The sequence below is a fragment of the Oceanicola sp. S124 genome, from assembly GCF_000220565.1.
In the GTDB taxonomy this organism is placed as follows: domain Bacteria; phylum Pseudomonadota; class Alphaproteobacteria; order Rhodobacterales; family Rhodobacteraceae; genus Pseudooceanicola.
In genome coordinates this window covers 1-24870 of the sequence record NZ_AFPM01000213.1, presented here as the reverse complement: position 1 = coordinate 24870, position 24870 = coordinate 1, and the positions used below count along the sequence as shown (strand labels likewise).

Below are 24870 nucleotides of genomic sequence, written 5' to 3'. Positions count from 1 at the left end.
GTCCAACGGCCCATTTCGGGCTATCTCGGGCGTCAATGTATCGCGCCACAGGCAGGGGAGGGCCCAAGTGACGACATTGCTTCTGATCCCCGGACTGGTTTCCGACGCCCGCGTCTGGCGCGCCCTGGCGCTGGCCTCGCCGCTGCCCTTGCCCATGCCGATGTCAGCCGGGACGACCGTATCGAGGCGATGGCCGCCCGCCTGCTGGACCGGCACCCCGGCCCACTGGTCCTTGCCGGTCACTCGATGGGTGGCCGCGTCGCCATGGAAATGGCCCGCCAGGCCCCCGAACGGATCCGCGGCATGATCCTGGCCAACACCGGCCACGACAGCCGCAAGGAGGGCGAAGAGCCCAAGCGCCTCGCCAAGATCACCCTCGCCCATGAGGACATGCAGCGCCTGGCCGCGGAATGGCTGCCACCGATGCTGGACCCGGCGCGCACCGGCGATATCGCCCTGATGGGCGACCTGACCGAAATGGTGCTGAAGATGGGCCCCGAGGTGCACGAGCGCCAGATCGTCGCCCTGCTGCACCGCCCCGACGCCAAGCTGCACCTGCCCGACGTCACCTGCCCCGTCCTGCTGATCACCGGCGCCGGGGACGGCTGGTCGCCCGCGCAGCAACACCATGAAATCGCGGCCCTTCTGCCGCATGCCGAGGTTCACGTCATCGACGACGCGGGCCACTTCCTGCCCGTCGAACGCCCCGAGGAGATGATGCAGGTCATCTCCCCCTGGCTCGACGCGCATGTCACCGCAGGACAGGAGACCACCTGATGACCGGCCCCGCCATTCCCGAAACGCCGCTGTTCGACCGCCAGGGCTCGATCCGCGGCTACAAGCTGAACAAGATGGCCATGTCCCTTGGCCGCCCCGAGAACCGCGAAGCCTTCAAGGCCGACGAGGACGCCTTCCTAGCCAGCTACGGGCTGAGCGACGAGGAAAAGGCCGCCGTGAAGGCGCGCGACTGGCACGGCATGGTGGCGCTTGGCGGCAACCTCTTCTTCATCCTGAAGATCGCCGCCATCGACCCCGCCGTGATGACCGAGATCGGCGCCGCGCAGGCGCAGATGGAGCACGGCGATTTCCTGAAACAACGTCTGGGGAAAGTGTAATGGCCAAGATCATCGGCGGCGTGGGCACCAGCCACGTACCCTCCATCGGCATCGCCATCGACAAGGGTCTGACCGAGACCCCCGACTGGAAGCCCTTCTTCGACGGCTACATCCCCGGCAAGCAGTGGATGGCAGACCAGAAGCCCGATATCGCCGTGGTGGTCTTCAACGACCACGGAAATACCTTCTTCCTCGACCGCGTGCCGACCTTCGCCGTCGGCGTGGCCGAAAGCTACAAGCCCGTCGATGAAGGCTGGGGCCCCCGCGCCGTGCCCGACTTCCAGGGCGCGACGGATCTGTCCTGGCACTTCGTCGACAAGCTGGTGGAACGCCATTTCGACCCGATGGTCTGCCGTGAGATCGAAGTGGACCACGGGCTGCAGGTGCCGATGGAGCTGTTCTTCGGCCGCCCCGAGAACTGGCCCGTCAAGGTCGTGCCGATCTGGGTCAACACGATCCAGTACCCCATCCCCACCCCGCAGCGCTGCTGGGAAATGGGCAAGGTGCTGCGCGAAGCCATCGAAAGCTTCCCCACCGACGAGCGCGTCGTGATCATGGGCACCGGTGGGTTGTCGCACCAGCTGCAGGGCAGCCGCGCCGGCTTCCTCAACCGCGAGGCGGACGAGGCCTGGCTGGACGGCATCGCCAATGACTTCGAGAAGTACCGCGACATGTCCCGCGAGGATTACGTCGAGCAGTTCGGCTCGGAAGGGGCAGAGCTGATCATGTGGCTGGTCATGCGCGCCGCGATGAATCCGCAGGTCGAGCTGAAGCATCGTCACTACTATGCCCCGGCCTCGATGACCGGCGCCGGCATGGTCGTTCTGGAGAACGCCTGATGGCCTATTTCCTGATGCGCTGCCTGCATCACCCCGGGGTGGACGCGAAGCGGGACGAACACCGTCCCGCGCATCGCGCCTGGGTGCAATCGGGCGGCGAGGGGCTGGCCCGGGTGCTGATCGGCTCGGCCATCCTTGGGGAGTCGGGCGGCATCGGCAACTTCGGCGTGCTGGAAGCGGCAAGCCTGGCCGAGGCCCGCGCCTTTGCCGAGGGCGATCCGCTCAACCGCGAAGGGCTGGTGGCCGAGATCGAGATGACCCCCCTGCCCGACAGCTTCCAGGCGCACCGGATCAGCGATCCGATGACCCCAGCCCCGGGCGGCAGCTGAAGGATGCCTGACGGGTTGCCCGCCGCCGGCCTCTCGCTGCGCACCCGCGTCTTCGTCGAGGGGCTGGAGGTGCAGGCCCTGATCGGCGTGCTGGGCCATGAGCAGGGCCAGACGCAGCCGCTGATCCTCGACGTCGAGCTGGACGTCACCTCGCCCCGCTCTGACGACCTCTCGCAGGCGCTGGACTACCGTGCCATCGCCGAGATCGCGCAGGAGCTGGCCGCGCGCCAGACCGGGCTGGTCGAGATCTTCGCGCAGCGCCTTGCCGCCCGCCTGATGGGCAGCGCGCTGGTGCACAGCGCCCGGGTCCGCCTGCGCAAGCCCGACGCCCTGGAACAGGGCATCGCAGGCACCGAGGTCACCCTCTCCCGCAGCTGATGTTTGCGCCAACCTCTTGCGCATCAGGGGCTTATCCGCTCAGTATTTGCCCAATTTTCGCGCCGCGAACCACGCCCGCTTCCGCTGAATTTCCCTATCATCAAAGTCTGTTACACAAGCGTCGCGATTTTGCGGGCGCCTGCGGCTTGCATATGCGCTCAAAATATTTGACAGATTGGCCGAAACGGCGCGCATAGGAAAGGACCGGGCCATGAGCTATCCCGACACGCTTCTTCTGATCGACGGCGAATGGTGCAAGGCCGCTTCGGGGCGCACCCTGCCGGTGGTGAACCCGGCGACCGGGCAGGAAATCGGCCGCGTGGCCCATGCCGGCACCGAGGATCTCGACCGCGCGCTGGCTGCCGTCGACCGCACCTTCCAGGACTGGAAGCGCTTCGGCGCCTTCGAGCGTTCGAAGATCATGCGCAAGGCCGCCGACATCCTGCGCGCGCGCGCCGACACGGTCGCGGCGATCATGACCGCTGAACAGGGCAAGCCGCTGGCCGAGGCCAAGGTGGAAGTGCTGGGCGCCTGCGACACCATCGACTGGTTCGCCGAGGAAGCCCGCCGCGCCTATGGCCAGGTGATCCCCGCGCGCCGTCCCGGCGTCACCCAGATCACGGTGAAAGAGGCCGTCGGCCCCGTTGCCGCCTTCACGCCGTGGAACTTCCCGATCAACCAGGTGGTGCGCAAGGTCTCGGCGGCGCTGGCCACCGGATGCACGATCATCGTCAAGGCACCCGAGGAAACCCCCGCCTCGCCCGCCGAGCTGATCCGCGCCTTCGTCGAGGCCGGCGTGCCCGCCGGCGTGCTGAACCTCGTCTACGGCGATCCGGCCGAGATTTCCGGCTACCTGATCCCGCATCCGGTGATCAAGAAGATCTCGTTCACCGGCTCGACGCCGGTCGGCAAGATGCTGATGGGTCTGGCCGGGCAGCACATGAAGCGCGCCACGATGGAACTGGGCGGCCACGCGCCGGTGCTGATCTTCGATGACGCCGATGTCGAGGCCGCCATCGAGGGCATGCTGGGCGCCAAGCAGCGCAATGCCGGGCAGGTCTGTGTCTCTCCGACCCGCTTCCTGGTGCAGGAGGGCGTCGCCGATGCCTTCACCGAAGGCTTCACCGAGGTCTATTCCAAGCTGAAGGTCGGCGATCCGACCGAGGCGGGCACCCAGATGGGCCCTCTGGCCAATGACCGGCGCATCCCGGCGCTCACCGCAATGATCGAAGATGCCGTGGCAAAGGGCGCCAAGCTGAAGGCCGGCGGCAAGCGGATCGGCAACGCGGGCAACTTCTTCGAGCCGACGGTGATCACCGATGTGCCCACCGATGCGCTGATGATGAACGACGAGCCCTTCGGCCCGCTGGCCATCGTCAACCGCTACGAGACCGAGGACGAGATCTTTGCCGAAGCCAACCGCCTGCCCTTCGGCCTGGCCTCCTACGCCTGGACGACCTCGTCGCGCCGGGCGCAGCGGCTGCAGGAAGAGGTCCGCGCCGGCATGCTGACGATCAACCACCTGGGCCTGTCGATGCCCGAACTGCCCTTCGGCGGGATCGGGGACAGCGGCATGGGGACCGAAGGCGGCTCGGAAGCCATCGAGAGCTACCTGGAAACGCGGCTGGTCACCCGTCTGGGGTGAAACGGGGTGGGATATCTCCCACCCTACGCCGACGGAAGGGCCTGCCCGAAACGGCCAAGGGCGTCGCGGAATGACGGGGTGTCCCCGACCCCGTCATTCCGCCCGCAGGCCAGGCACGGGCAGCGATCCCCGCCCGCGCCGGCTCAGGCTGCGCGGCCGAGATCCAGCCGGATGTTCATCATCTTGCGCAGCAGGTACTTCAGCTGCTCTTCCTCGTCACCGGTCAGCTGCGAGGCAACCCGGCGTTCCAGCCGGTGGAAATCCTCGTCGGCGCTTTCCAGCAGCAGGAAGCCCTTGCGGGTCAGAGAGACGCAGATGGAGCGCGCATCGGTCAGCGAGGCCTCACGTCGGACAAGGCCTTTGCGCTCCATCCGCCGCAGGGTGTCGCTGACGGTATTGACGTCCAGCGCCACCATTTCGCCAATCGCCTTCTGCGAGGAATTGGGCTGCCGCCCGATCACCAGCAGCAGGGCGAGTTGCCGAGAGGTTATATCGTACCCCGAGAAGATCTCGGGGAAATGGCTCTCGCAATTGAAATGCGCGCGACGCAGCAGGTGGATCAGCACGTCGAGCAACATGTACTTCTGGGCTACGCTGGATGTTTCCAGCTCGAATTCAGCACGCTCATTCACTGTTTCAACCACACTCATTATCTCGGGCCCGATATGGGCCGTTTCATGGAATTACGCCGAAAAACCGCAGGCAACGTGTTTGGGAATTTCAGTAACTAGACAATGATCAAGATCAATTATCAATTGCACTTTTGCACAAAGCTAATAAGACCTTTGTCGTACCGCCCGCGATATTTCCGAGATAAGGGCGCGCTGCGCACCGGCCGGAATCCAGCCGCTGCGCGAGGTCAATCCGATCATCCGGCGCCCATCCTTTGGCTGAAGAGGCAGGGCGCAAAGCAACCCCAGGTCGATTTCAGAGGCGACTTGCAACCCTGACACAATGCCAATGTGATCGGACTCTCTCAGAAGTTGCCGCATCAGCACCAGAGAGCCGGTCTCGACCACGCTGTCGGGCGCCGCGCGACCGGCGAAAAGCTGGTCGAAGATCTGTCGGGTGGGGGTGGCGCGACGGGCGACGACCCAGGGCAACGCCGCAAGATCGTCAAGCGTCAGGTCGGCGCGCGACAGAATCGGGTTCTGCGGACCGGCGACCAGAATCACGTCGTCTTCGAACAGCGCTTCCTGCACCACGTCGCCGATCGGCACCGGATCCCGCAGGGCCCCCAGGAGAAAGTCGATATCCCCTCGCCGCAGCCCCGTCAGCAAGTCATCGTAGCGCCCCTCGGCAATGCGGATCGCGATACGGGGCCGGTCGCGGCGGAAGGCGATGATCGCCCGTGCCAGGATCGAGCTGCGCGACAGGGGCAGGGCGCCAATGACGATCTCTCCGGCCTCGCGCCCTTCCAGTTCGGCCAATTCCATCACGGCCTGGTCCAGTTCGGCGAAGGCCAGGCGGGCCGCGTCGGCCAGGGCGCGGGCGGCCCGGCTGCTGCGCAGCCCCATGGCGCTGCGCTCGAACAACGGCCGACGGGCCTCGGACTCCAGCGCGGCGACGGCCCGGTGGACGGTGGGCTGCGCCAGGCCGAGATGCCGCGCGGCCAGGGTGAAGTTCTCGCGCTCGCGCAGGGCGATCAGCGCCTCGAGCTGGGCCCGCGTGGCGGTCTGGCTGAGGCGGGGGGAAATCGGTGCGGCGGCCTCGTCGATCCGTTCCAGCGCCCGTTTCACCCGCAGAGCCAGCAGCTTTCCGGCGGGGGTGGCGAAGAGCCCCTGGGCCTGATGGTGGAACAGCGGCTGACCCAGTTCGCGCTCAAGCTTGGCCATGGCCTGGGTGACCGCCGGCTGGGACAGGTTGCACTCTGCCGCGGCCCGCGAGACAGAGCTGTGCCGGGTCACCGCAAGGAAGACTCTCAGGTGGCGCAGGTTCCATTTCATCGCCGTTCCTCCCGTCGCCCACACGACGTCCTCGAGGTCCCCCGCAGGATCCCGCATTACCACTGAACAGCGTCCGAAAAACATGAATCCTCAACATGTCAATTTCCGCCGTTCCGCACAGGCTATAGCATGAACTTATGATCTGTCACCGCCTTAGAATTTGGCTTTTGCAACCCCGTGCGGGATGGTGGGCACGACAGTCATGCCGCCCTGCTGCGGCGCCCCGGAGGAGAGACCCAAATGTCCGACAAGCCCACCGTTCTCGTGATCTCTGCCCATGCGGCGGACTTCGTCTGGCGCTGTGGCGGCGCCATCGCGCTGCATGCCGAGAAGGGCTACGACGTGACCGTGGCCTGCCTGTCCTTCGGCGAGCGCGGTGAAAGCGCCCGCCTGTGGAAGGAGGGCAAGAGCCTGGACGAGGTGAAGGCGATCCGCCGCGCCGAGGCCGAGGCCGCCGCCGAGGTGCTGGGCGCCGCGCATCTGGAATGCTTCGACCTGGGGGACTACCCGCTGCACATGGAGAAAGAGGACAAGTACGCCCTCGTCGACCTGATCCGCAAGGTGCAGCCGAAGTTCATGCTGAGCCACAGCCAGTACGACCCCTACAACACCGACCACATGTACATGACCCAGATCGCCCTGGAATGCCGGATGATCGCCCAGGCCTGGGGCCACAACCCGGGCGAGAAGGTGCTGGGTGCGCCGCAGCTCTATCTCTTCGAGCCGCATCAGACCGAACAGATGGGCTGGAAGCCGGACACCTTCCTGGACATCACGCCGGTCTGGGACAAGAAGCGCGCCGCCATGGAATGCATGAACGGCCAGGTGCACCTGTGGGACTATTATACTCGCGTGGCGCAGCAGCGCGCCAACCACTTCAAGCGCAACTCGGGCGGCATGTCCGGCGGGCGCGATTGCCAGTATGCGGAAGGCTTCCAGTCGATCTTCCCGCGTACCGTCGACGAGCTGTGAGGAAGACCCGATGACCCAGGTTCCCACCATGCCGCAGCCCGACCTGGCCCACCTGGGCCATGTCGAGGTGCTGACCGACAAGTTCGAGGAAAGCCTAGACTTCTTCACCCGCGTCTTCGGGCTGAAGCTCTCGGCGCTGGAGGGCGACAGCGCCTACCTGCGCGCCTGGGAGGACTACGAGTTCTGCTCGCTCAAGCTGACGAAGTCCGATACCACCGGTATCGCCCACGTGGGCTACCGGGTCGCCTCTCCGGAAGCGCTCGAGCGGCGGGTGGCGGCCATCGAGGCCAGCGATTACATCAAGCACGGCTGGGTTGACGGCGACCTGTCGCACGGCCGCGCCTATCGCTTCGAGGATCCCTTCGGCCATGTCTTCGAGCTGTACTGGGACACGGTGAAATACCAGGCCCCGCCCGAGGATGCCTCGGCGCTGAAGAACCTGTCGTCGCGCTACCACCACACCGGCATCAGCCCGCGCCGCATCGACCACGTGAACCTGCTGGGCGAGGACGTGCAGGCCTTCAAGGCCTGGGTGGATACCTGCCTTGGCTCGCGCGTGACCGAGTACATCCAGCTGGACAACGGGCGCATGGGCGGCTGCTGGTTCTCGTGCAACAACAAGACCTATGATCTGGTGTGTTCCGAAGAGCGGGGCGGCGGCAATGGCCGTCTGCACCATGTCACCTTCGCCACCGATACCCGCGAAGACATCCTGCGCGCCGCCGACATCTACCTGGAAAACGGCGTGCATATCGAGACCGGGCCGCACAAGCACGCGATCCAGGGGTCGTTCTTCCTTTACGCCTGGGAGCCTGCGGGCAACCGCATCGAGCTGGCCAACGCCGGCGCGCGGCTGATCCTCGATCCCAGCTGGGAGCCCGTGGTCTGGACCGAGACCGACCGCAAGAAGGGCCAGGCCTGGGGCCTGAAGACCATCGAAACCTTCCACACGCACGGCACTCCGCCGGTCAAGAAAGAGGACTGACCCATGGGTGTCGTCGTTCAGAACATTGCACGCGCCGACCAGGCGATCATCGACGAGCTGGGGGCCGCGGGCGTGGCCACCGTGCATGAGGCCGCCGGGCGCACCGGCTGTCTTGCCGCCTACATGCGTCCGATCCAGCAGGGCGTGAAGGTCGCGGGCTCCGCCGTGACGATCTCGGCCCCTCCCGGTGACAACTGGATGCTGCACGTGGCGATCGAGCAGCTCAAGGAGGGCGACCTGCTGGTGCTGGCGCCCACCTCGCCCTGCGACAACGGCTATTTCGGCGACCTGCTGGCGACCTCTGCCCAGGCGCGGGGCTGCCGGGGGCTGATCATCGACGCGGGCGTGCGCGACACCGCCGACCTGCGCGAGATGAATTTTCCGGTCTGGTCCAAGGCCGTGTCCTCGCAGGGCACGGTCAAGGAGACGCTGGGGTCGGTGAACGTCGACATCGTCTGTGCCGGTCAGACCATCCGCGCGGGCGACATCGTGGTGGCCGATGATGACGGCGTCTGTGTGGTGCGCCGCGAGGATGCCGAGACCGTGCTGGCCGCGACGCGCAAGCGGCTGGAGGCCGAGGAAGCCAAGCGGCTGCGCCTGGCCGCCGGTGAGCTGGGCCTGGATATCTACGACATGCGGCCCCGGCTTGAGGCCAAGGGTCTGAAGTATATCTGACCGGGGATCGCCTTCCTGTCGGAAGGCGACACGTAGACGGGGGGAGGGGGCGCTGCCCCCTCTTGAGCCTTCGGCTCAATTCACCCCCGCAGTATTTTCAGCCGTCGGATAGGAGGAAGGCCCGTGAGTTTTGCCGAGGACGGTATTCCCTGCCTGTGGATGCGGGGCGGGACGTCGAAGGGGGCCTATTTCCTGGCCTCGGACCTGCCCGATGATGCGGCCGCGCGGGATGCGCTGCTGCTGCGGGTCATGGGCTCGCCCGATCCGCGCCAGATCGACGGGATCGGCGGAGGCGATCCGCTGTGCTCGAAGGTGGCAGTGCTGTCACCCTCGTCGCGCGAGGATGCGGATGTGGATTACCTGTTCCTGCAGGTCTTCGTGGATCAACCCCTCGTCACCGATGCCCAGGGCTGCGGTAATATCCTGGCGGGCGTCGGCCCGGCGGCGATCGAGCGCGGCCTGGTGGCGGTGGCGGGTCAGGAAACGCCCGTGCGTATCCATATGCTGAACACCGGCGAGGTGGCGGTGGCCAAGGTGCAGACACCCGGCGGCAAGGTGAGCTTTCGCGGCGAGGCCGCGATTGATGGCGTGCCCGGCACCCATGCGCCGATCCCGCTGATGTTCACCGGGATTGCCGGGTCGATGACCGGCGGGGGCGTGATGCTGCCGACCGGACGGGGTATGGATATGATCGACGGGGTGGCGTGCACCCTGATCGACAACGGCATGCCCTGCGTGATCATGGCGGCGTCGGACCTTGGCATCTCGGGCACCGAGAGCCGGGAGGAGCTGGAGGGCAATGACGCCCTGAAGGCGCGGATCGAGGCAATCCGGCTGCAGGCCGGGCCGCTGATGAACCTTGGCGATGTCACCGAAAAGTCCGTGCCGAAGATGACGCTGGTCTCGGCCCCCGCCGCCGGGGGCGCGATCAACACCCGCAGTTTCATCCCGCATCGCTGCCATGCCTCGATCGGGGTCTTTGCTGCCGTCACCGTGGCTTCGGCCAGCCTTGTCGAGGGCTCTCCGGCTGCAAGGCTGGCGGTGCTGCCCGGGGACGGGCGCTTTGCCATCGAGCATCCGAGCGGCGCCGCCGAGGTGCTGATCGAGACCGAGGCGGGCGAGATCACCGGGGCCGGCACCCTGCGCACCGCCCGCAAGCTCTTTGACGGCCGGGTGTTTCCGTGAATTGCACCCCGCCGAATTGCGCCCCGGCCGGCCCCGGCGCATAAGACCGCATGGACGCATTTCTCGACTTCCTCCAGAACGGGGCCCTGAACGGGCTCGCCCCCGGCGCCGCCGCGCTGCTGCTGGCGATGAGCCTGCTGGGCAGCTTCATCACCGCCAGCCTTGGCCTGGGCGGGGGGATCCTGCTGCTGGCGGTCATGGCCAGCTTCATGCCCGCCGCGGCGCTGATCCCTGTGCACGGGGTGATCCAGCTGGGGTCGAACTTCTTCCGGGCCGTGGTGCTTCTGGGGCGGGTGCACTGGAAGCCGGTCGGGGCCTTCCTGCTGGGCAGCATCGCCGGTGTCGCCATCGGCGGCTCTGTCGCCATCCAGCTGCCGCCCGCCGTGGTGCGCATCGCGGTTGGCGCCTTCGTGCTGTGGTCGGTGTTCCGCAAACCGCCCGCCTGGCTGTCGCGCGCGGCGCTGCCGACCGGGCTGATCTCGTCCATCCTGACGATGTTCTTCGGCGCCACCGGGCCCTTCGTCGCCGCCTACACCAAGTCGCTGACCCTGCCGCGGCAGGAGCACGTCGCCACCAATGCCGTGCTGATGACCGTTCAGCACCTGCTCAAGACAGCCACCTTCGCGGTGCTCGGCTTTGCCTTCGGCCCCTGGGCGCTGTTCATCGCGGCGATGATCGCCATGGGCTTCATCGGCACGCTTCTGGGCAAGCAGGTGCTGATGCGCTTCAGCGACCGGGGCTTCAAGCGGGCACTGGACATCCTGCTGGTGCTGATCGCCCTGCGCCTCGTCGTGACCGGGGTCCTTGCGCTGATCTAGCGCCCGAGCGCCTCGATCTCGGCGTAGAGGCTGTCGTCGACCTCGATCCCCGAGGTCAGCAGGTCGCGGCGAATCTGCTGACGGCGGCGACCGGGCAGGCGGGCGCCCTCCATGCCCTCGATCTGGCTGGCCAGCTCGGCGAAGCGGGCCGTGGCGCCGGGCGCCATGGCCGTGGCATCGATGACCAGGATCGCCTGGCCGGTGTTCATCGGATCCCCTTCCAGCGCGAAGAAGCTGGGCGCCTCGTAGGCGAAATTCGCCCCCGTGAGACCGGCGCAGAGCATCTCGACCATGATCGCCAGCGCGGTGCCCTTGGCCTCTCCCATCGGGACCATGGTGCCCTTCATCGCCGCGGCGGCATCGGTGGTCGGATTGCCGTCCGCGTCCAGCGCCCAGCCTTCGGGGATCGGCTCTCCGCGTTGCACCGCGGCCATGACCTTGCCCTTGGCGACCTTCGACAGCGAGATGTCGACCACCACCGGCTCGGCCCCGTCGAGCGGCGCGGCGAAGGCGATGGGATCGGTGCCGAAGATCGGCCTGCGCCCTCCCCAGGGGGCCATGGCGGCGGGGGCATTGGCCATGAAGATGGCGATACAGCCCTGCCGGGCCAGGGCCTCGACCGGCAGGCCGGCGACCCCGCAGTGATGAGAGCCGCCGATGCCGGCCATGGCGATGCCGTTCTCGCGCGCCATCTGTGGCAGCTCGGCCAGGGCGAGATCCATCGCGGGATAGGCGAAGCCGTTCATCGCATCGACCAGCAGGGTGCCCGGTCGGGTCTTCCTGACGCGCGGCGCGGCGTGGCCGTCGACCCGCCCCGACAGCACATGCCCGGCATAGAGAGGCACCCGGCGCAGCCCGTGGCCGTACTGACCCGTCAGCTCGGCGCCGATCAGGGCCTCGGCCACCGAGGCGGCATTCTGCGGCGCGGTGCCGCAGCGGATCAAGGTGTCGATGACAAGGCTGCGGGCCTCGGCAACGGGAAGGGTTCTGGTCTGCATGTCGGATCCGGGAGGGAGCTGTTTGCCGCAAAGGGACAGAGCCGGGCCGGAAGGTCAAGGCGGCGCGGCGCTTGCGGCACCCGGCTCAGGCCGGACGATGCCGCAACAGGCGGTTGAGCAGCAGCGTGCCCTCACCGGCCCAGCTGGGCCTCGAGGCCGGCGGTGATCGGCAGGAACAGCCCCGAGGCAAGGCCCGTGACCAGCATCAGCGCCCGATCAGGCCCCGGGCGGCCCGTGTTCCAGCCTGGGCCGCCAGGTAGACATAGGCGGCCATGGTCCGGAAGAAGGCCGCCGCGATCCGCACCACCAGCACCGGCTGGAAACTGACCATGCCCCACCCAAAGGTCTGGCTGAGCGCCGGAAGCCCGAGGATCCGCAGACATGTTCACCCTGCTGAGCGGACTTTCACCGCGCTCGATGACGGGATCGAGACTGCCCCGCCGTGCCGCGCATCTTTCCCGCACTCATGCGTCTGGCGCATGAAGCCATGAGAGGAACTCGTTTCAAATCTGGGCCCCGTATCGTTAGGAAGGGGCGGAAGATGAGATGAGGGAATGACATGGCAGAGGCTCCGCTGAAGGGTCTGAAGGTGGTGGAACTGGCGCGGATCCTGGCCGGCCCCTGGATCGGGCAGTGCCTGGCGGACCTGGGCGCCGAGGTCATCAAGGTCGAAAGCCCCGAGGGCGACGACACCCGACGCTGGGGCCCTCCCTTCATCACCCGCCCCGACGGACAGGGCGGAGAGGAAGAGGTTGCCGCCTATTTCCACGCCGCCAACCGGGGCAAGACCTCTGTCACCTGCGATTTCTCGGACGCCGGGGACCTTGAGAAGCTGAAGGCGCTGATCGGCGAGGCCGACGTGCTGCTGGAAAACTTCAAGGTCGGCGGGCTGAAGAAGTTCGGACTGGATTACGACAGCCTGAAAGAGGCCAACCCGCGGCTGATCTACGCCTCGGTCACCGGCTTCGGCCAGGACGGCCCGCGCGCCAGCCAGCCGGGCTATGACTTCCTAATCCAGGGCATGAGCGGCATCATGGACCTGACCGGCGACCCGGCGGGCGAGCCGCAGAAGATCGGCGTCGCCTGGATCGACATCTTCACCGGGCTCTACGGCGTCATCGGCGTGCAGGCGGCTTTGGCCGAGCGGGCGCGCTCGGGCCTCGGCCAGCAGGTGGACCTCAGCCTGCTGGACAGCGGCGTCGGCGTGCTGGCCAACCAGGCGATGAACCAGCTTCTGGGCGGCACCAACCCGACCCGGCTGGGCAATGCCCATCCCTCGATCGTGCCCTACCAGGTCTTCCCCGCCTCGGACGGCCATTTCATCGTCGCCTGCGGCAATGACCGGCAGTTCCGCGCGCTCTGCGGCATCCTCGACCTGCCGCTGGCCGATGACCCCGACTTCGCCACCAACCCGGCCCGCGTGCAGAACCGCGAAAGGCTGGCGGTGCTGATCTCGGACAGGACCTCGGCCCGCCCCAAGACCGAGCTGATCGCCGCCATGGAGGCCGGAGGCGTGCCCGGCGGCCCGATCAACACCGTGGCCGAGGCGCTGGCCGATCCGCAGATCACCGCACGCGGCATGCAGATCGCGCCCGAGGGAATCGCCGGGCTGCGCAGCCCTCTGGTCTTCTCGCGCTCGCCACTGGTGACAGAGAAAGCCGCCCCGGCACTGGGCGCCGGCGCCTGGGGCTTCCGCCCTGATCTGGACTGATGTGCATACATTTCCTGCCGGAGTGACGTAAAGGTGGGATACCTCCCACCCTACACCTCTTTGCCAGCTCAGGCTCGGAAACAGGCGTAGGGCGGGAGATATCCCGCCTTTTCAGCTTCAGAGAGCCCTTCCTGCGCCCTCCTGCGCGCCCGCGCCGAAAAATGCGTGACCTCCCGCGACGATCCTGTGTATACATTCTGACGGAGGAGACAGGGCGCCCCGCGCGCCCGAGGAGGGATATCTTGCAACCGGCCCCGGCAGGACCGTTCCGCGACGCACAGGCTGTTCGCTTTCGGACCCCTGCGTTCCCGAAAGGAAACACGCGACCGCATTTCGCCGCCTTTTCGCGCGGAAGTGTCGCGCTCGGCGCTGCGGATGGCTGTTTCTTCTCCAGAACTTCCGGTACGGCGAGGGCCATCTCGTGCCCCTCCGGGGGCCAAGGACAAGCGGACCGATCAAGGAGCCTGAACGGATGAGCGCGAAAATCATTGATGGCAAGGCCTTCGCAGCCGATGTACGGGGCCGCGTGGCCGAACAGGTCGCCCGGCTGAAGGCCGATCACGGCATCACCCCCGGCCTGGCCGTGGTCCTGGTCGGCGAGGATCCCGCCAGCCAGGTCTATGTCCGCAACAAGGGCAAGCAGACCGTCGAGGCGGGCATGACCTCCTTCGAGCACAAGCTCGGGGACACCACGCCCGAGGCCGACCTTCTGGCGCTGGTGGAGAAGCTGAACGCCGATCCCGCCGTCCACGGCATCCTCGTGCAGCTTCCCCTGCCCGATCACATCGACGAGGCCAAGGTGCTGGCCACCATCGACCCGGCCAAGGATGTTGACGGCTTCCACATCTCGAACGTCGGCCTGCTGGCGACCGGGCAAAAGGCGCTGGTGCCCTGCACCCCGCTTGGCTGCCTGATGATGCTGCGCGATCACCATGGCTCGCTGTCCGGGCTGAATGCCGTGGTTGTCGGGCGCTCGAACATCGTCGGCAAGCCGATGGCGCAGCTGCTGCTGCGCGACAGCTGCACGGTGACCATCGCCCACAGCCGAACAAAGGACCTGGCCGCGGTCTGCCGTGGCGCCGACATCCTGGTCGCGGCCGTCGGGCGCCCGCAGATGATCCCCGGTGACTGGGTCAAGCCCGGCGCCACGGTGATCGACGTCGGCATCAACCGCATTCCCGCCCCCGAGAAGGGCGAGGGCAAGACCCGCCTTGTCGGCGACGTGGACTTCGACAGCGCCGTCGAGGTGGCCGGCGCGATCACTCCCGTTCCCGGCGGCGTCGGCCCGATGACCATCGCCTGCCTGCTGGCCAATACCCTGACCGCCTGCTGCCGCGCAGCCGGCCTGCCTGAACCCGAGGGCCTGACGGCCTGACCAGACAACAGGGGCCCCGCAAGGCGGTCCCCACCCCCCAACAAGGATCGACCCATGAGCGAATTTACCCTCACCGTGACCTGCGCGACGCAGCGCGGCATCGTTGCCAAGATCTCGGGCTACCTGGCCGACAACGGTTGCAACATCACGGACCTGGCGCAGTTTGACGACACGATCACCGGACGCTTCTTCAGCCGCGTGACCTTCGTCAGCGAAGAAGGCGTCGCCCTGGACGCCCTGCGCGAGGGCTTCACCGCCATTGCCGAGGGCCTGGGCATGGAGTGGAAGTTCCACGACCCCGCCGAGCGGATGAAGGTGATCATCATGGTCAGCCGCTTCGGGCACTGCCTGAACGACCTGCTCTACCGCGCCCGCATCGGCGCACTGCCGATCGACGTGGTGGCGGTGATCTCCAACCACATGGATTACCAGAAGGTGGTGGTGAACCAGGACATCCCCTTCCACTGCATCAAGGTGACGAAAGAGAACAAGCCCCAGGCCGAGGCGGCGATCATGGACGTGGTGCGCGACACCGGCGCCGAGCTGATCGTGCTGGCGCGCTACATGCAGATCCTGTCTGACGAGATGTGCCAGAAGATGTCCGGGCGGATCATCAACATCCACCACTCGTTCCTGCCCTCCTTCAAGGGCGCCAACCCCTACAAGCAAGCCTATGAGCGCGGCGTGAAGCTGATCGGGGCAACCTCGCACTACGTGACCGCCGATCTCGACGAAGGCCCGATCATCGAGCAGGACATCATCCGCGTCACCCATGCCCAGTCGCCCGAGGACTATGTCTCGCTGGGCCGTGACGTGGAAAGCCAGGTGCTGGCGCGGGCGATCCACGCCCATATCCATCACCGGGTCTTCCTGAACGGCAACAAGACCGTGGTCTTCCCGGCTTCGCCCGGCTCCTACGCCTCCGAGCGTATGGGCTGATCGACCGATACGACCACCAATCAGAAGGGCTCGCCGTTGGCGGGCCTTTTTTCTGATAGCTATGCGCGCCCCAGCAATTTGACTTAGACTACATTCCAAATGGTGACGCAGAATACGCATTCACGGGAGAGCTGGGTTGAGCGGTCACATATGGATCTGGCGCCTTGTACGTTCTGACGAAAGCCTCGTCGGGCACTTCAAAAGGCGATCACGTCCTGACTTGGCGTGGAAGGTACTCATGATGAAAAGCCGCGATGCCCTTCGCAGCGATCCAACCTCAACCTACAGCGTAAATTCCGCCGAAGTGTCCCTAGAACTAGCGAAGTTGGCGCGGCAATGCGGATACTTGGAGTGGGCTTGGGTGCACGCCGCAAATTGTCTGGCTGTCTTGCGCTGGAAGGGGCAAGAGCAGTCGCAGCTGGCTCAGGATGCACAAGGCATCCTCCGGGAGACGGCATCACAACTAGATCCCTATCGGCTGGAAGACCTGTGCGAGAAGCATGAAAAGGATGTCGCTCATCACAATTCCCTGGACCAGCTTCGCTTTAAACTTAGGGTGCAGAGGGAAAATCTCGGGCTTTGGAAACGTATCATGGGGCGTTCAAACGCACCGGATCTAAGGAAAAGGCCGTACTAACTGGGCTTGGAGGCTCCTGAGCCCCACCTTTTCACCGGCCCGCCTTCATGCTCTCTTGTCCCTCACCAACGGAGAACCCCGCGTGACCGACACCCCCGAGAAACCGGCCAAGCTGCGTCAGAACCCCCACGCCCTGCGCGAACACCGCGAGAAGAACCTGGAAGCCGCCATCGGCCGCCAGGTGCGCGAGCTGCGCAAGCGGCAGCGGATGACCGGCACCGACCTGGCACAGGCCGCAGGGCTTTCGGTCGGCATGCTGTCGAAGATCGAGAACGGGGTGATCTCCCCCTCGCTCTCGACCATCCAGACCCTGGCCCATGCGCTGCGCGTGCCGCTGGTCCAGCTATTCAGCGGCTATGAAGAAGCGCGCGGCTGCGTCCACACCAAGGCCGGCGAGGGCGCCGAGGTCGACCGCGAGGGCACCCGCGCCGGTCATCAGTACAACCTGCTGGGCCATATCGGATCGAACAACTCGGGCGTGGTGGTCGAGCCCTATCTGATCTCGCTGACCTCCGACAGCGACCGCTTCCCGGTGTTCCAGCACGAGGGGATCGAGATGCTCTACATGATCGAGGGCCTGCTGGACTACCGCCACGGAGACCAGCTCTATCGTCTCGAACCCGGCGACACGCTGCTCTTCGACTCGGATGCGCCGCACGGCCCAGAGGGGCTGATCGCCTTCCCGATCCGCTATCTTTCGATCATCACCTACCCGCAGCAAAAGTGACCCTGCCCGAAATTTCAGCACAATCCGGCGCCAACCGGGCCGGAGCCCGAAAGCCATCGCCAATTTTCCCCAGAAGCGATTTCTTTTCTTGAAGGGAAATACTCTTTCCATCTAGGAAAATGCCAAAGGGGCTGTTGCCCCCTGGCAATGGAGAGAGAACATGTGTGGCATCGTTGGCCTCTTCCTCAAGAAGGATGAGCTGCGCCCCCGTCTGGGCGACATGCTGACCGATATGCTGATCACCATGACCGACCGCGGCCCCGACTCTGCCGGGATTGCGATCTATGGGGATGCGGCCGAGGGTCTGAAATTCACCGTGCAATCGGATGATCCGGCGGCCTTCGACGGTCTTGCCGAGGCGCTGGAAGGCGCGCTTGGCACGGCGATCCCGGTGACGCTGAAGGACACCCACGCCGTGCTTCTGGTGCCTGCCGAACAGCAGGCCGCCGCGACCGAGCTGCTCGAGGCCCGGGGCCTGCGCATCATGGGCGTCGGCGAGGCGATGGAGATCTTCAAGGAAGTCGGCCTGCCCAAGGACGTGGCCGAACGCTTCGGCCTGCGCGAGATGGGCGGCAGCCACGGCATCGGCCATACCCGCATGGCGACCGAATCCGCCGTGACCACCCTTGGCGCGCATCCGTTCTCGACCGCCGAGGACCAGTGCCTTGTCCACAATGGCAGCCTGTCGAACCATAACGACATGCGCCGCAAGCTGGCCAGGAAGGGCGTCTTCACCAAGACCGAGAACGATACCGAGGTGGGCGCGGCCTATATCAGCTCGCGGATCGCGGAAGGTGCGACCCTTGGCGAGGCGCTGGAAGGCACCCTGAAGGACCTTGACGGCTTCTTCACCTTCGTAACCGGCACCCGCAACGGCTTCGGCGTCGTGCGCGATCCGATCGCCTGCAAGCCCGCCGTCATGGCCGAGACCGACGACTACGTCGCCTTCGCCTCCGAGTACCGCGCCTTCGCCGACCTGCCGGGCATCGAGACCGCCCGCGTCTGGGAACCGGAACCCGCCACCGTCTACTTCTGGGAGCGCTGATCATGCCGACCCTCGACATGTCCAAGACCGAACTGCGCGAGGTCAATGCGACCCTGCAGGCGGCCGCGAAGGCCCAGGCGAACGAGCCTTTCGAAATCATCAACCCGCGCGGCTCCCATGCCGTGGCCGTGGGTCTGAACGGCCCGCTGGATGTCACCGTGAAGGGTTCGACCGGCTACTACTGCGCCGGGATGAACAAGGACGCGACAATCCACGTCGAAGGCTCCGCCGGTCCCGGCGTGGCCGAGAACATGATGTCGGGCACCGTGGTCATCGACGGCGATGCCAGCCAGTACGCCGGGGCCACCGGCCATGGCGGGCTGCTGGTGATCAAGGGCAATGCCTCCTCGCGTTGCGGGATCTCGATGAAGGGGATCGACATCGTGGTGCATGGCTCCATCGGCCACATGTCCGCCTTCATGGCGCAGAAGGGCAACCTTGTGGTGCTGGGCGACGCGGGCGATGCGCTTGGCGACTCGCTGTATGAGGCGCGCCTCTTCGTGCGCGGCTCGGTCAAATCCCTCGGCGCCGACTGCGTCGAGAAGGAGATGCGCCCCGAGCATATCGAGATCCTCGCCGATCTGCTGGCCAGGGCCGGGGCGGATGCCAAGCCCGAAGAGTTCAAGCGCTACGGCTCTGCCCGCACGCTCTACAATTTCAACATCGACAACGCCGACGCGTATTGAGGGGACCGGCCATGAGCACTCCTACCACCGAACCGCGCCAGTCCTGGACCTTCTCGAAGGAAACCAACGCCGAGATCCGCCGCGCGGCGGCCACCGGCATCTACGACATCCGTGGCGGCGGGGCGAAGCGGCGCGTGCCGCATTTCGACGACCTGCTGTTCCTCGGCGCCTCGATCTCGCGCTACCCGCTTGAGGGCTACCGCGAGAAATGTGACACCTCCGTCACCCTCGGCACCCGCTTCGCCAAAAAGCCGATCGAGCTGAAGATCCCCGTGACCATCGCGGGCATGTCCTTCGGCTCTCTCTCGGGCCCGGCGAAAGAGGCGCTTGGCCGTGGCGCAACGCTGGCCGGCACCTCGACCACCACCGGCGACGGCGGCATGACCGAGGAAGAGCGCGGGCACAGCGAAAAGCTGGTCTACCAGTACCTGCCCTCGCGCTACGGGATGAACCCCGATGACCTGCGCCGTGCGGATGCCATCGAAGTGGTCGTCGGCCAGGGCGCCAAGCCCGGCGGCGGCGGCATGCTGCTGGGTCAGAAGATCACCGAGCGGGTTGCCGGCATGCGCGACCTGCCGGTCGGCATCGACCAGCGTTCGGCCTGCCGTCACCCGGACTGGACCGGCCCGGATGACCTGGAAATCAAGATCCTCGAGCTGCGCGAGATCACCAACTGGGAAAAGCCGATCTACATCAAGGTCGGTGGCGCGCGGCCCTATTACGACACGGCGCTGGCCGCCAAGGCGGGCGCGGATGTGATCGTGCTGGACGGCATGCAGGGCGGCACCGCCGCGACGCAGGATGTCTTCATCGAACATGTCGGCCAGCCGACGCTGGCCTGTATCCGCCCCGCCGTGCAGGCGCTGCAGGACCTCGGGCTGCACCGCGAGGTGCAGCTGGTCGTCTCGGGCGGCATCCGCACCGGGGCCGATGTGGCCAAGGCGCTGGCGCTTGGCGCCGATGCCGTGTCCATCGGCACGGCGGCGCTGGTGGCGCTTGGCGACAACGATCCGAAGTGGGAAGACGAGTACCGCAAGCTGGGCACCACCGCCGGGGCCTATGACGACTGGCAAGAGGGGCGCGACCCCGCCGGCATCACCACCCAGGATCCCGAGCTGATGAAGCGCCTCGATCCGATCGCCGCCGGCCGGCGCCTGCACAACTACCTCAACGTGCTGACGCTGGAATGCCAGACCCTGGCCCGGGCCTGCGGCAAGAGCCATGTGCACAATCTTGAGCCGGAAGACCTCTGCGCGCTGACCATGGAGGCCGCAGCCATGGCGCAGGTGCCGCTGGCAGGCACAAACTGGTGGCCGGGCAAACCCGGTTTCTGAACAGGCGGCGGGGAGAGATCCCCGCCGTTCTCGGTCACGGGCTCCGGAACGGGCCAGAAAATAGGTCGCAGGATGGGCCACGGTGGGTTTCACCCACCCTACGCCCGCCGCGACCGTAGGGTGGATGCAATCCACCTTCCGACGAATGACAGGGGGCGAACCCCGCGACACGACAGGGAAAGGACACGCAATGACGGATCTCGCAGCCTTCGCGAAAGAGAAGGGCGTCAAGTACTTCATGATCTCCTACACCGACCTCTTCGGCGGCCAGCGGGCGAAACTCGTCCCCGCGCAGGCCATCGCCGGCATGGTCGAGGACGGAGCAGGCTTCGCCGGGTTCGCCACCTGGCTTGACCTGACCCCCGCCCATCCCGACATGCTGGCAGTGCCGGATCCCTCGACCGTGATCCAGCTGCCCTGGCGCCCCGAGGTGGCCTGGGTCGCGGCCAACTGCGTCATGGACGGCGAGGATGTCGCCCAGGCTCCGCGCAACGTGCTGCGCAAACTGGTCGACGAGGCCGCCAAGGAGGGCCTGCGCGTCAAGACCGGCATCGAGGCCGAGTTCTTCCTGCTGACCCCCGAAGGCGACGTGATCTCCGACCCCTTCGACACCGCCGAGAAGCCCTGCTACGACCAGCAGGCCGTGATGCGCCGCTATGACGTGATCGCCGAGGTCTGCGACTACATGCTGGACCTGGGCTGGGGCCCCTACCAGAACGACCACGAGGACGCCAACGGCCAGTTCGAGATGAACTGGGAGTTCGACGACGCCCTGGTCACCGCCGACCGCCACAGCTTCTTCAAGTTCATGGTCAAGTCCGTCGCCGAGAAGCACGGCTTCCGCGCCACCTTCATGCCCAAGCCCATCGAGGGGCTGACCGGCAACGGCTGCCACGCCCATATCTCGGTCTGGGATCTGGACGGCAAGACCAATGCCTTCGCCGGAGACGCGGGCGGCCAGATCGGCGAGGTCGGCCTGTCCGAACGCGGCGGCCACTTCCTGGGCGGCATCATGAAGCACGCCGAGGCCCTGGCCGCTCTGACCAACCCGACGGTGAACAGCTACAAGCGCATCAACGCGCCGCGCACCATGTCGGGCGCCACCTGGGCGCCGAACACCGTCACCTGGACCGGCAACAACCGCACCCACATGGTGCGCGTCCCCGGCCCCGGCCGCTTCGAGCTGCGCCTGCCCGACGGCGCCGCCAATCCCTACCTGCTGCAGGCGGTGATCATCGCCGCCGGCCTCTCGGGCATCCGCTCCAAGGCCGATCCGGGGCCGCGCCACGACATCGACATGTATGCCGAGGGCCACACGATCACCGATGCCCCGCGCCTGCCGTTGAACCTGCTGGACGCGATCCGCAACTTCGAGGCCGATGCAGAGCTGATGGAGATGCTCGGCACCGAGTTCTCGACCTCCTACACCAAGATGAAGAAGCAGGAATGGAACAGCTTCGTGTCCCACTTCTCCCGCTGGGAGAAGGACAACACGCTGGATATCTGAACGAACCTCTCCCCGTTGGCCGCAAGGCCAGCGCCTTGGCCCGGGATTTCCCGGGCCCTTTTTGTTTGCTCCCTAGCGCCGACTGGCGCTCGGCGCCTGCCCGTATTCCTTCCCGAAGGCCTCGGCGAAATGGGCCTGGGTGGCGAAACCGGTCATCTGCGCGACCTCTCCCACCGTCAGGCCGGGGCGCGACAGCAGCTCGCGCGCCGTGGCCAGGCGGATCCCGCGGTAGAGCGCCATCACCGACAGCCCCGTCGCCGCGCGGGTCTGTCGTTGCAGCTGGCGCGCCGAAAGGCCGGACAGATCCGCCAGTTGCCCAAGGTCCAGCGGGTCGGCGATATGGCTTTCCATTAGTATCACGGCGGCCTCGACGGCGGCGGGCAGGTCGCCGTAGCGGGCCGCCAGAGAGCCCTGCTGCGGCGCGTCGGGGGGGCGGATCTCGGTCTGGATGAACCAATCGGCGATACGCTGCGCGAACCGCGTGCCGTGATCGCGGGCGATGACGGCATGCATCATGTCCAGCGGAGAGCTGCCCCCCGCGCAGGTGTAGCGATCGCGGTCGATCAGGAACAGGCGCCGTTCCAGCAGCAGGGCGGGCCAGGCGGCGCGGATCTCGGCCTCGTGGTGCCAGTGGGCGGTGAAGCGGTAGCCCTCGAGCAGCCCGGCAGAGGCCAGCACCACCGCCCCTCCCGAGATACCCCCTAGCGCCACCCCGGCCCGCGCCTGCCGGCCCAGCCAGGCAAACAGCGCCGGATCGCGCAGCGCCATCGGATCGCCCCCGGCCACGACGAAAAGCATGTCGAGCGCGCCGGCGGCCTGGGCGTAGGGCACCGAAGGGAAGGCCGCGCCGAGCGACGAGCGCCCCTCGTCCCCGGGGCGGTGCAGCGTCTGCATCTCGTAGAGCGGACCGGCAGGGGCAAAGAGGTTGGCCGCCCGGAACGGCTCCATCGCGGCGGCAACCGACATCAGCCCGTAGCCGTCCAGCAGCAGGAAACCGAGCCGGCGAGGGCGTCCCTTTTGTGAAACCATATGTCCCATATTCGAAAGATATGCCGCAAGCCGCGCGGTATCACAAGGCAACAGGCAAAGGATGGGACCATGCGGTTTTCCGGCTTCAAGGTGGTGAAAGAGGCGCTGACCGGGCACAGGGGCTGGACGCCCCTGTGGCGCGATCCCGCGCCGCAGGCCCACTACGACATCGTCATCGTCGGCGGCGGCGGCCACGGGCTTGCCACGGCCTACCATCTTGCCGCCATCTTCGGACAGGCCCGCATCGCGGTGCTGGAGAAGGGCTGGCTGGGCGGCGGCAACATCGGGCGCAACACCACGATCATCCGCTCGAACTACCTGCTGCCAGGCAATGAACCCTTCTACGAGTTCTCCATGAAGCTCTGGGAGAGCATGGAGCAGGACCTGAACTTCAACGCCATGGTCAGCCAGCGCGGCATCCTCAACCTGTGCCATACGGATGCGCAGCGCGATGCCTTCCGCCGCCGTGGCAACGCCATGCTGCTGGCCGGCGCCGATGCCGAGCTGCTGGACCGCGACGGCGTGCGCGCCATGGCGCCCTTCCTGAACTTCGACAACGCCCGCTTCCCGATCAAGGGCGGGCTGCTGCAACGGCGCGCCGGCACGGCGCGGCACGACGGCGTCGCCTGGGGCTATGCCCGCGCCGCCGACCAGCGCGGCGTCGACATCATCCAGAACTGCGAAGTGACCGGCTTCCGCATCGAGAACGGCGCGGTGAAGGGGGTCGAGACCTCGCGCGGGTTCATCGGCGCGGGCAAGGTCGGCGTCGCCGTGGCGGGGTCGTCGGGGCGGGTCATGCAGATGGCGGGCATGCGCCTGCCGATCGAAAGCCACGTGCTGCAGGCCTTCGTCAGCGAGGGGCTGAAGCCGGTGATCCCCGGCGTCATCACCTTCGGCGCGGGCCATTTCTACGTCAGCCAGTCCGACAAGGGCGGGCTGGTCTTCGGCGGCGACATCGACGGCTACAACTCCTACGCGCAGCGCGGCAACCTGCCGGTGGTCGAGGACGTGGCCGAGGGCGGCATGGCGCTGATGCCGATGATCGGCCGCGCCAGACTGCTGCGTATGTGGGGCGGCGTCATGGACATGTCGATGGACGGCTCGCCCATCATCGACCGCACCCATATCAACGGACTCTTCTTCAACGGCGGCTGGTGCTACGGCGGTTTCAAGGCCACCCCGGCCTCGGGCTACTGCTTCGCGCATCTGCTGGCCACCGGACGCCCGCATGAGACCGCCGCCGCCTACCGCCTCGACCGCTTCGCCCGCGGCCATGTCATCGACGAAAAGGGCGTTGGCGCCCAGCCCAACCTGCACTGAGGTCCCCATGCTGATTCCGCACCCGCTCCTCGGTCCGCGCGACGCGCAGGAGTTCACCTACCTCGGCGATGCCGCGCTGCTGAACCGTCCCGACCCCGCCTCGGGAGAGGCCGACTTCTGCGACTACGTCTACCTGCGCGACAACCCGGCCGGGACGCACCGCGAGCTGTGGTATCACGAGTACGGAGACCGCTCCTGGCTGCTGGTGACCCGCGACACGCTGACCCATGAAATCCTTGACGTGCGGATGGCCCGCGACGTGAAAACCGGCGGTGCCGCATGACCCAGACCAGACTTCCGGGCGGGCTGATCGACCGCAACCAGCCGCTCTCGTTCACCTTCAACGGCAAGAAACTGCAGGGGTATCAGGGCGATACCCTGGCCTCGGCGCTGATGGCCAATGGCATCCGCCTGGTGGCGCGCAGCTTCAAGTACCACCGTCCGCGCGGCATCTTCAGCGCCGGTTCGGAAGAGCCGAACGCCCTGCTGACCCTCGGCGAGGGCGCCGGCGCCGAACCCAACACCCGTGCCACGGTCGTCCCCCTGCGCGAGGGTCTGGTGGCGCACAGCCAGAACCATGCGGGACCGCTTGCCTGGGATCTGTGGTCGGTCAACGACCTCGCCGCGCCCTTCTTCGCCGCCGGGTTCTACTACAAGACCTTCATGTGGCCGCGC

General features: G+C 66.7%; 27 protein-coding genes. 22 read left to right on the top strand and 5 right to left on the bottom strand.

The features are described from left to right. The 6 genes from OS124_RS24820 to OS124_RS0114935 form a co-directional block, all read left to right on the top strand. Nucleotides 1-777, top strand: a 777-nt coding sequence (locus tag OS124_RS24820) for an alpha/beta fold hydrolase (protein ID WP_202799075.1), incomplete at its 5' end; no start/stop codon positions are given. Next, nucleotides 777-1115 carry an extradiol ring-cleavage dioxygenase gene (locus tag OS124_RS0114955; RefSeq protein WP_010140559.1) on the top strand — a complete coding sequence of 113 codons (339 nt, stop codon included), beginning with the start codon at nt 777-779 and terminating at the stop codon, nt 1113-1115. The genes OS124_RS24820 and OS124_RS0114955, both read left to right, overlap by 1 nt. After that, nucleotides 1115-1954 (top strand): class III extradiol dioxygenase family protein, encoded by an 840-nt coding sequence (locus OS124_RS0114950; RefSeq protein WP_010140558.1) that lies wholly within the window; start codon nt 1115-1117, stop codon nt 1952-1954. The genes OS124_RS0114955 and OS124_RS0114950 overlap by 1 nt, the downstream gene beginning before the upstream one ends. Further along, nucleotides 1954-2283: a YciI family protein gene (locus OS124_RS0114945; RefSeq protein WP_010140557.1), complete on the top strand. Its 330-nt coding sequence runs from the start codon at nt 1954-1956 to the stop codon at nt 2281-2283. Before OS124_RS0114950 ends, OS124_RS0114945 begins: the two co-directional genes overlap by 1 nt. Before the next feature lie 3 nt (nt 2284-2286). After that, nucleotides 2287-2661 carry a dihydroneopterin aldolase gene (locus tag OS124_RS0114940; protein ID WP_050900894.1) on the top strand — a complete coding sequence of 125 codons (375 nt, stop codon included), beginning with the start codon at nt 2287-2289 and terminating at the stop codon, nt 2659-2661. Between the two features lie 211 nt (nt 2662-2872). Further along, complete coding sequence (locus OS124_RS0114935) at nt 2873-4306, top strand: NAD-dependent succinate-semialdehyde dehydrogenase (protein WP_010140555.1); 1434 nt, start codon at nt 2873-2875, stop codon at nt 4304-4306. A 143-nt stretch (nt 4307-4449) separates the two neighbouring features. Here OS124_RS0114935 and OS124_RS24815 read toward each other — a convergent pair whose 3' ends face one another. Then, complete coding sequence (locus OS124_RS24815) at nt 4450-4938, bottom strand: MarR family winged helix-turn-helix transcriptional regulator (RefSeq protein WP_168161473.1); 489 nt, start codon at nt 4936-4938, stop codon at nt 4450-4452. A 141-nt stretch (nt 4939-5079) separates the two neighbouring features. After that, nucleotides 5080-6252: a LysR family transcriptional regulator gene (locus OS124_RS24810; protein WP_010140553.1), complete on the bottom strand. Its 1173-nt coding sequence runs from the start codon at nt 6250-6252 to the stop codon at nt 5080-5082. Between the two features lie 240 nt (nt 6253-6492). On the opposite strand from OS124_RS24810, the gene OS124_RS0114920 reads away from it, so the two are divergent. The 5 genes from OS124_RS0114920 to OS124_RS0114900 all read left to right on the top strand — a co-directional run bounded on the left by OS124_RS0114920 (nt 6493) and on the right by OS124_RS0114900 (nt 10887). Continuing rightward, complete coding sequence (locus OS124_RS0114920; protein WP_010140552.1) at nt 6493-7224, top strand: PIG-L deacetylase family protein; 732 nt, start codon at nt 6493-6495, stop codon at nt 7222-7224. A 10-nt stretch (nt 7225-7234) separates the two neighbouring features. Continuing rightward, complete coding sequence (locus tag OS124_RS0114915) at nt 7235-8209, top strand: VOC family protein (RefSeq protein WP_010140550.1); 975 nt, start codon at nt 7235-7237, stop codon at nt 8207-8209. A gap of 3 nt (nt 8210-8212) precedes the next feature. Further along, nucleotides 8213-8884: a 4-carboxy-4-hydroxy-2-oxoadipate aldolase/oxaloacetate decarboxylase gene (locus OS124_RS0114910; RefSeq protein ID WP_010140549.1), complete on the top strand. Its 672-nt coding sequence runs from the start codon at nt 8213-8215 to the stop codon at nt 8882-8884. A gap of 123 nt (nt 8885-9007) precedes the next feature. Beyond that, on the top strand, nt 9008-10069 hold the full coding sequence (locus OS124_RS0114905; protein WP_237708123.1) for a 4-oxalomesaconate tautomerase: 1062 nt from the start codon (nt 9008-9010) through the stop codon (nt 10067-10069). Between the two features lie 50 nt (nt 10070-10119). Further along, complete coding sequence (locus tag OS124_RS0114900; protein ID WP_010140547.1) at nt 10120-10887, top strand: sulfite exporter TauE/SafE family protein; 768 nt, start codon at nt 10120-10122, stop codon at nt 10885-10887. Here OS124_RS0114900 and OS124_RS0114895 read toward each other — a convergent pair. Then, a complete protein-coding gene (locus OS124_RS0114895; protein WP_010140546.1) occupies nt 10884-11885 on the bottom strand; it encodes an Ldh family oxidoreductase in 1002 nt (333 codons plus the stop codon). The genes OS124_RS0114900 and OS124_RS0114895 overlap by 4 nt on opposite strands. A gap of 205 nt (nt 11886-12090) precedes the next feature. Next, nucleotides 12091-12216, bottom strand: a complete 126-nt coding sequence (locus tag OS124_RS28210; RefSeq protein ID WP_272941955.1) for a hypothetical protein — start codon at nt 12214-12216, stop codon at nt 12091-12093. Nucleotides 12217-12444: 228 nt separating this feature from the next. On the opposite strand from OS124_RS28210, the gene OS124_RS0114885 reads away from it, so the two are divergent. From OS124_RS0114885 to glnT, 8 genes are all read left to right on the top strand, one after another. Further along, nucleotides 12445-13596 (top strand): CaiB/BaiF CoA transferase family protein, encoded by a 1152-nt coding sequence (locus OS124_RS0114885; protein WP_010140545.1) that lies wholly within the window; start codon nt 12445-12447, stop codon nt 13594-13596. Between the two features lie 472 nt (nt 13597-14068). After that, a complete protein-coding gene (folD, locus tag OS124_RS0114880) occupies nt 14069-14971 on the top strand; it encodes a bifunctional methylenetetrahydrofolate dehydrogenase/methenyltetrahydrofolate cyclohydrolase FolD (RefSeq protein ID WP_010140544.1) in 903 nt (300 codons plus the stop codon). Nucleotides 14972-15025: 54 nt separating this feature from the next. Beyond that, nucleotides 15026-15910 carry a formyltetrahydrofolate deformylase gene (gene purU, locus OS124_RS0114875; RefSeq protein WP_010140543.1) on the top strand — a complete coding sequence of 295 codons (885 nt, stop codon included), beginning with the start codon at nt 15026-15028 and terminating at the stop codon, nt 15908-15910. Nucleotides 15911-16629: 719 nt separating this feature from the next. Further along, complete coding sequence (locus OS124_RS0114870; protein ID WP_010140542.1) at nt 16630-17274, top strand: helix-turn-helix domain-containing protein; 645 nt, start codon at nt 16630-16632, stop codon at nt 17272-17274. Between the two features lie 160 nt (nt 17275-17434). Beyond that, entirely contained in the window at nt 17435-18319 is an 885-nt protein-coding gene (locus tag OS124_RS0114865; RefSeq protein WP_010140540.1) for a class II glutamine amidotransferase, read from the top strand. A gap of 2 nt (nt 18320-18321) precedes the next feature. Continuing rightward, a complete protein-coding gene (locus OS124_RS0114860) occupies nt 18322-19005 on the top strand; it encodes a GXGXG domain-containing protein (RefSeq protein ID WP_010140539.1) in 684 nt (227 codons plus the stop codon). Nucleotides 19006-19016: 11 nt separating this feature from the next. Next, entirely contained in the window at nt 19017-20339 is a 1323-nt protein-coding gene (locus tag OS124_RS0114855) for an FMN-binding glutamate synthase family protein (protein WP_010140538.1), read from the top strand. A 190-nt stretch (nt 20340-20529) separates the two neighbouring features. Then, nucleotides 20530-21846 (top strand): type III glutamate--ammonia ligase, encoded by a 1317-nt coding sequence (gene glnT, locus OS124_RS0114850; RefSeq protein WP_010140537.1) that lies wholly within the window; start codon nt 20530-20532, stop codon nt 21844-21846. Between the two features lie 72 nt (nt 21847-21918). On the opposite strand, the gene OS124_RS0114845 is transcribed toward glnT, so the two are convergent. Continuing rightward, the gene (locus OS124_RS0114845; RefSeq protein WP_010140536.1) at nt 21919-22875 is read right to left on the bottom strand and encodes a GlxA family transcriptional regulator; all 957 of its coding nucleotides are present in this window, start codon (nt 22873-22875) and stop codon (nt 21919-21921) included. A gap of 69 nt (nt 22876-22944) precedes the next feature. On the opposite strand from OS124_RS0114845, the gene OS124_RS0114840 reads away from it, so the two are divergent. The 3 genes from OS124_RS0114840 to OS124_RS24805 all read left to right on the top strand — a co-directional run. Then, the gene (locus OS124_RS0114840) at nt 22945-24195 is read left to right on the top strand and encodes a sarcosine oxidase subunit beta family protein (RefSeq protein ID WP_010140535.1); all 1251 of its coding nucleotides are present in this window, start codon (nt 22945-22947) and stop codon (nt 24193-24195) included. A 7-nt stretch (nt 24196-24202) separates the two neighbouring features. Then, complete coding sequence (locus OS124_RS0114835; RefSeq protein WP_010140534.1) at nt 24203-24478, top strand: sarcosine oxidase subunit delta; 276 nt, start codon at nt 24203-24205, stop codon at nt 24476-24478. Beyond that, nucleotides 24475-24870: 2Fe-2S iron-sulfur cluster-binding protein (locus tag OS124_RS24805; RefSeq protein WP_010140533.1), on the top strand; the 396-nt coding region annotated here is incomplete at its 3' end. The genes OS124_RS0114835 and OS124_RS24805, both read left to right, overlap by 4 nt.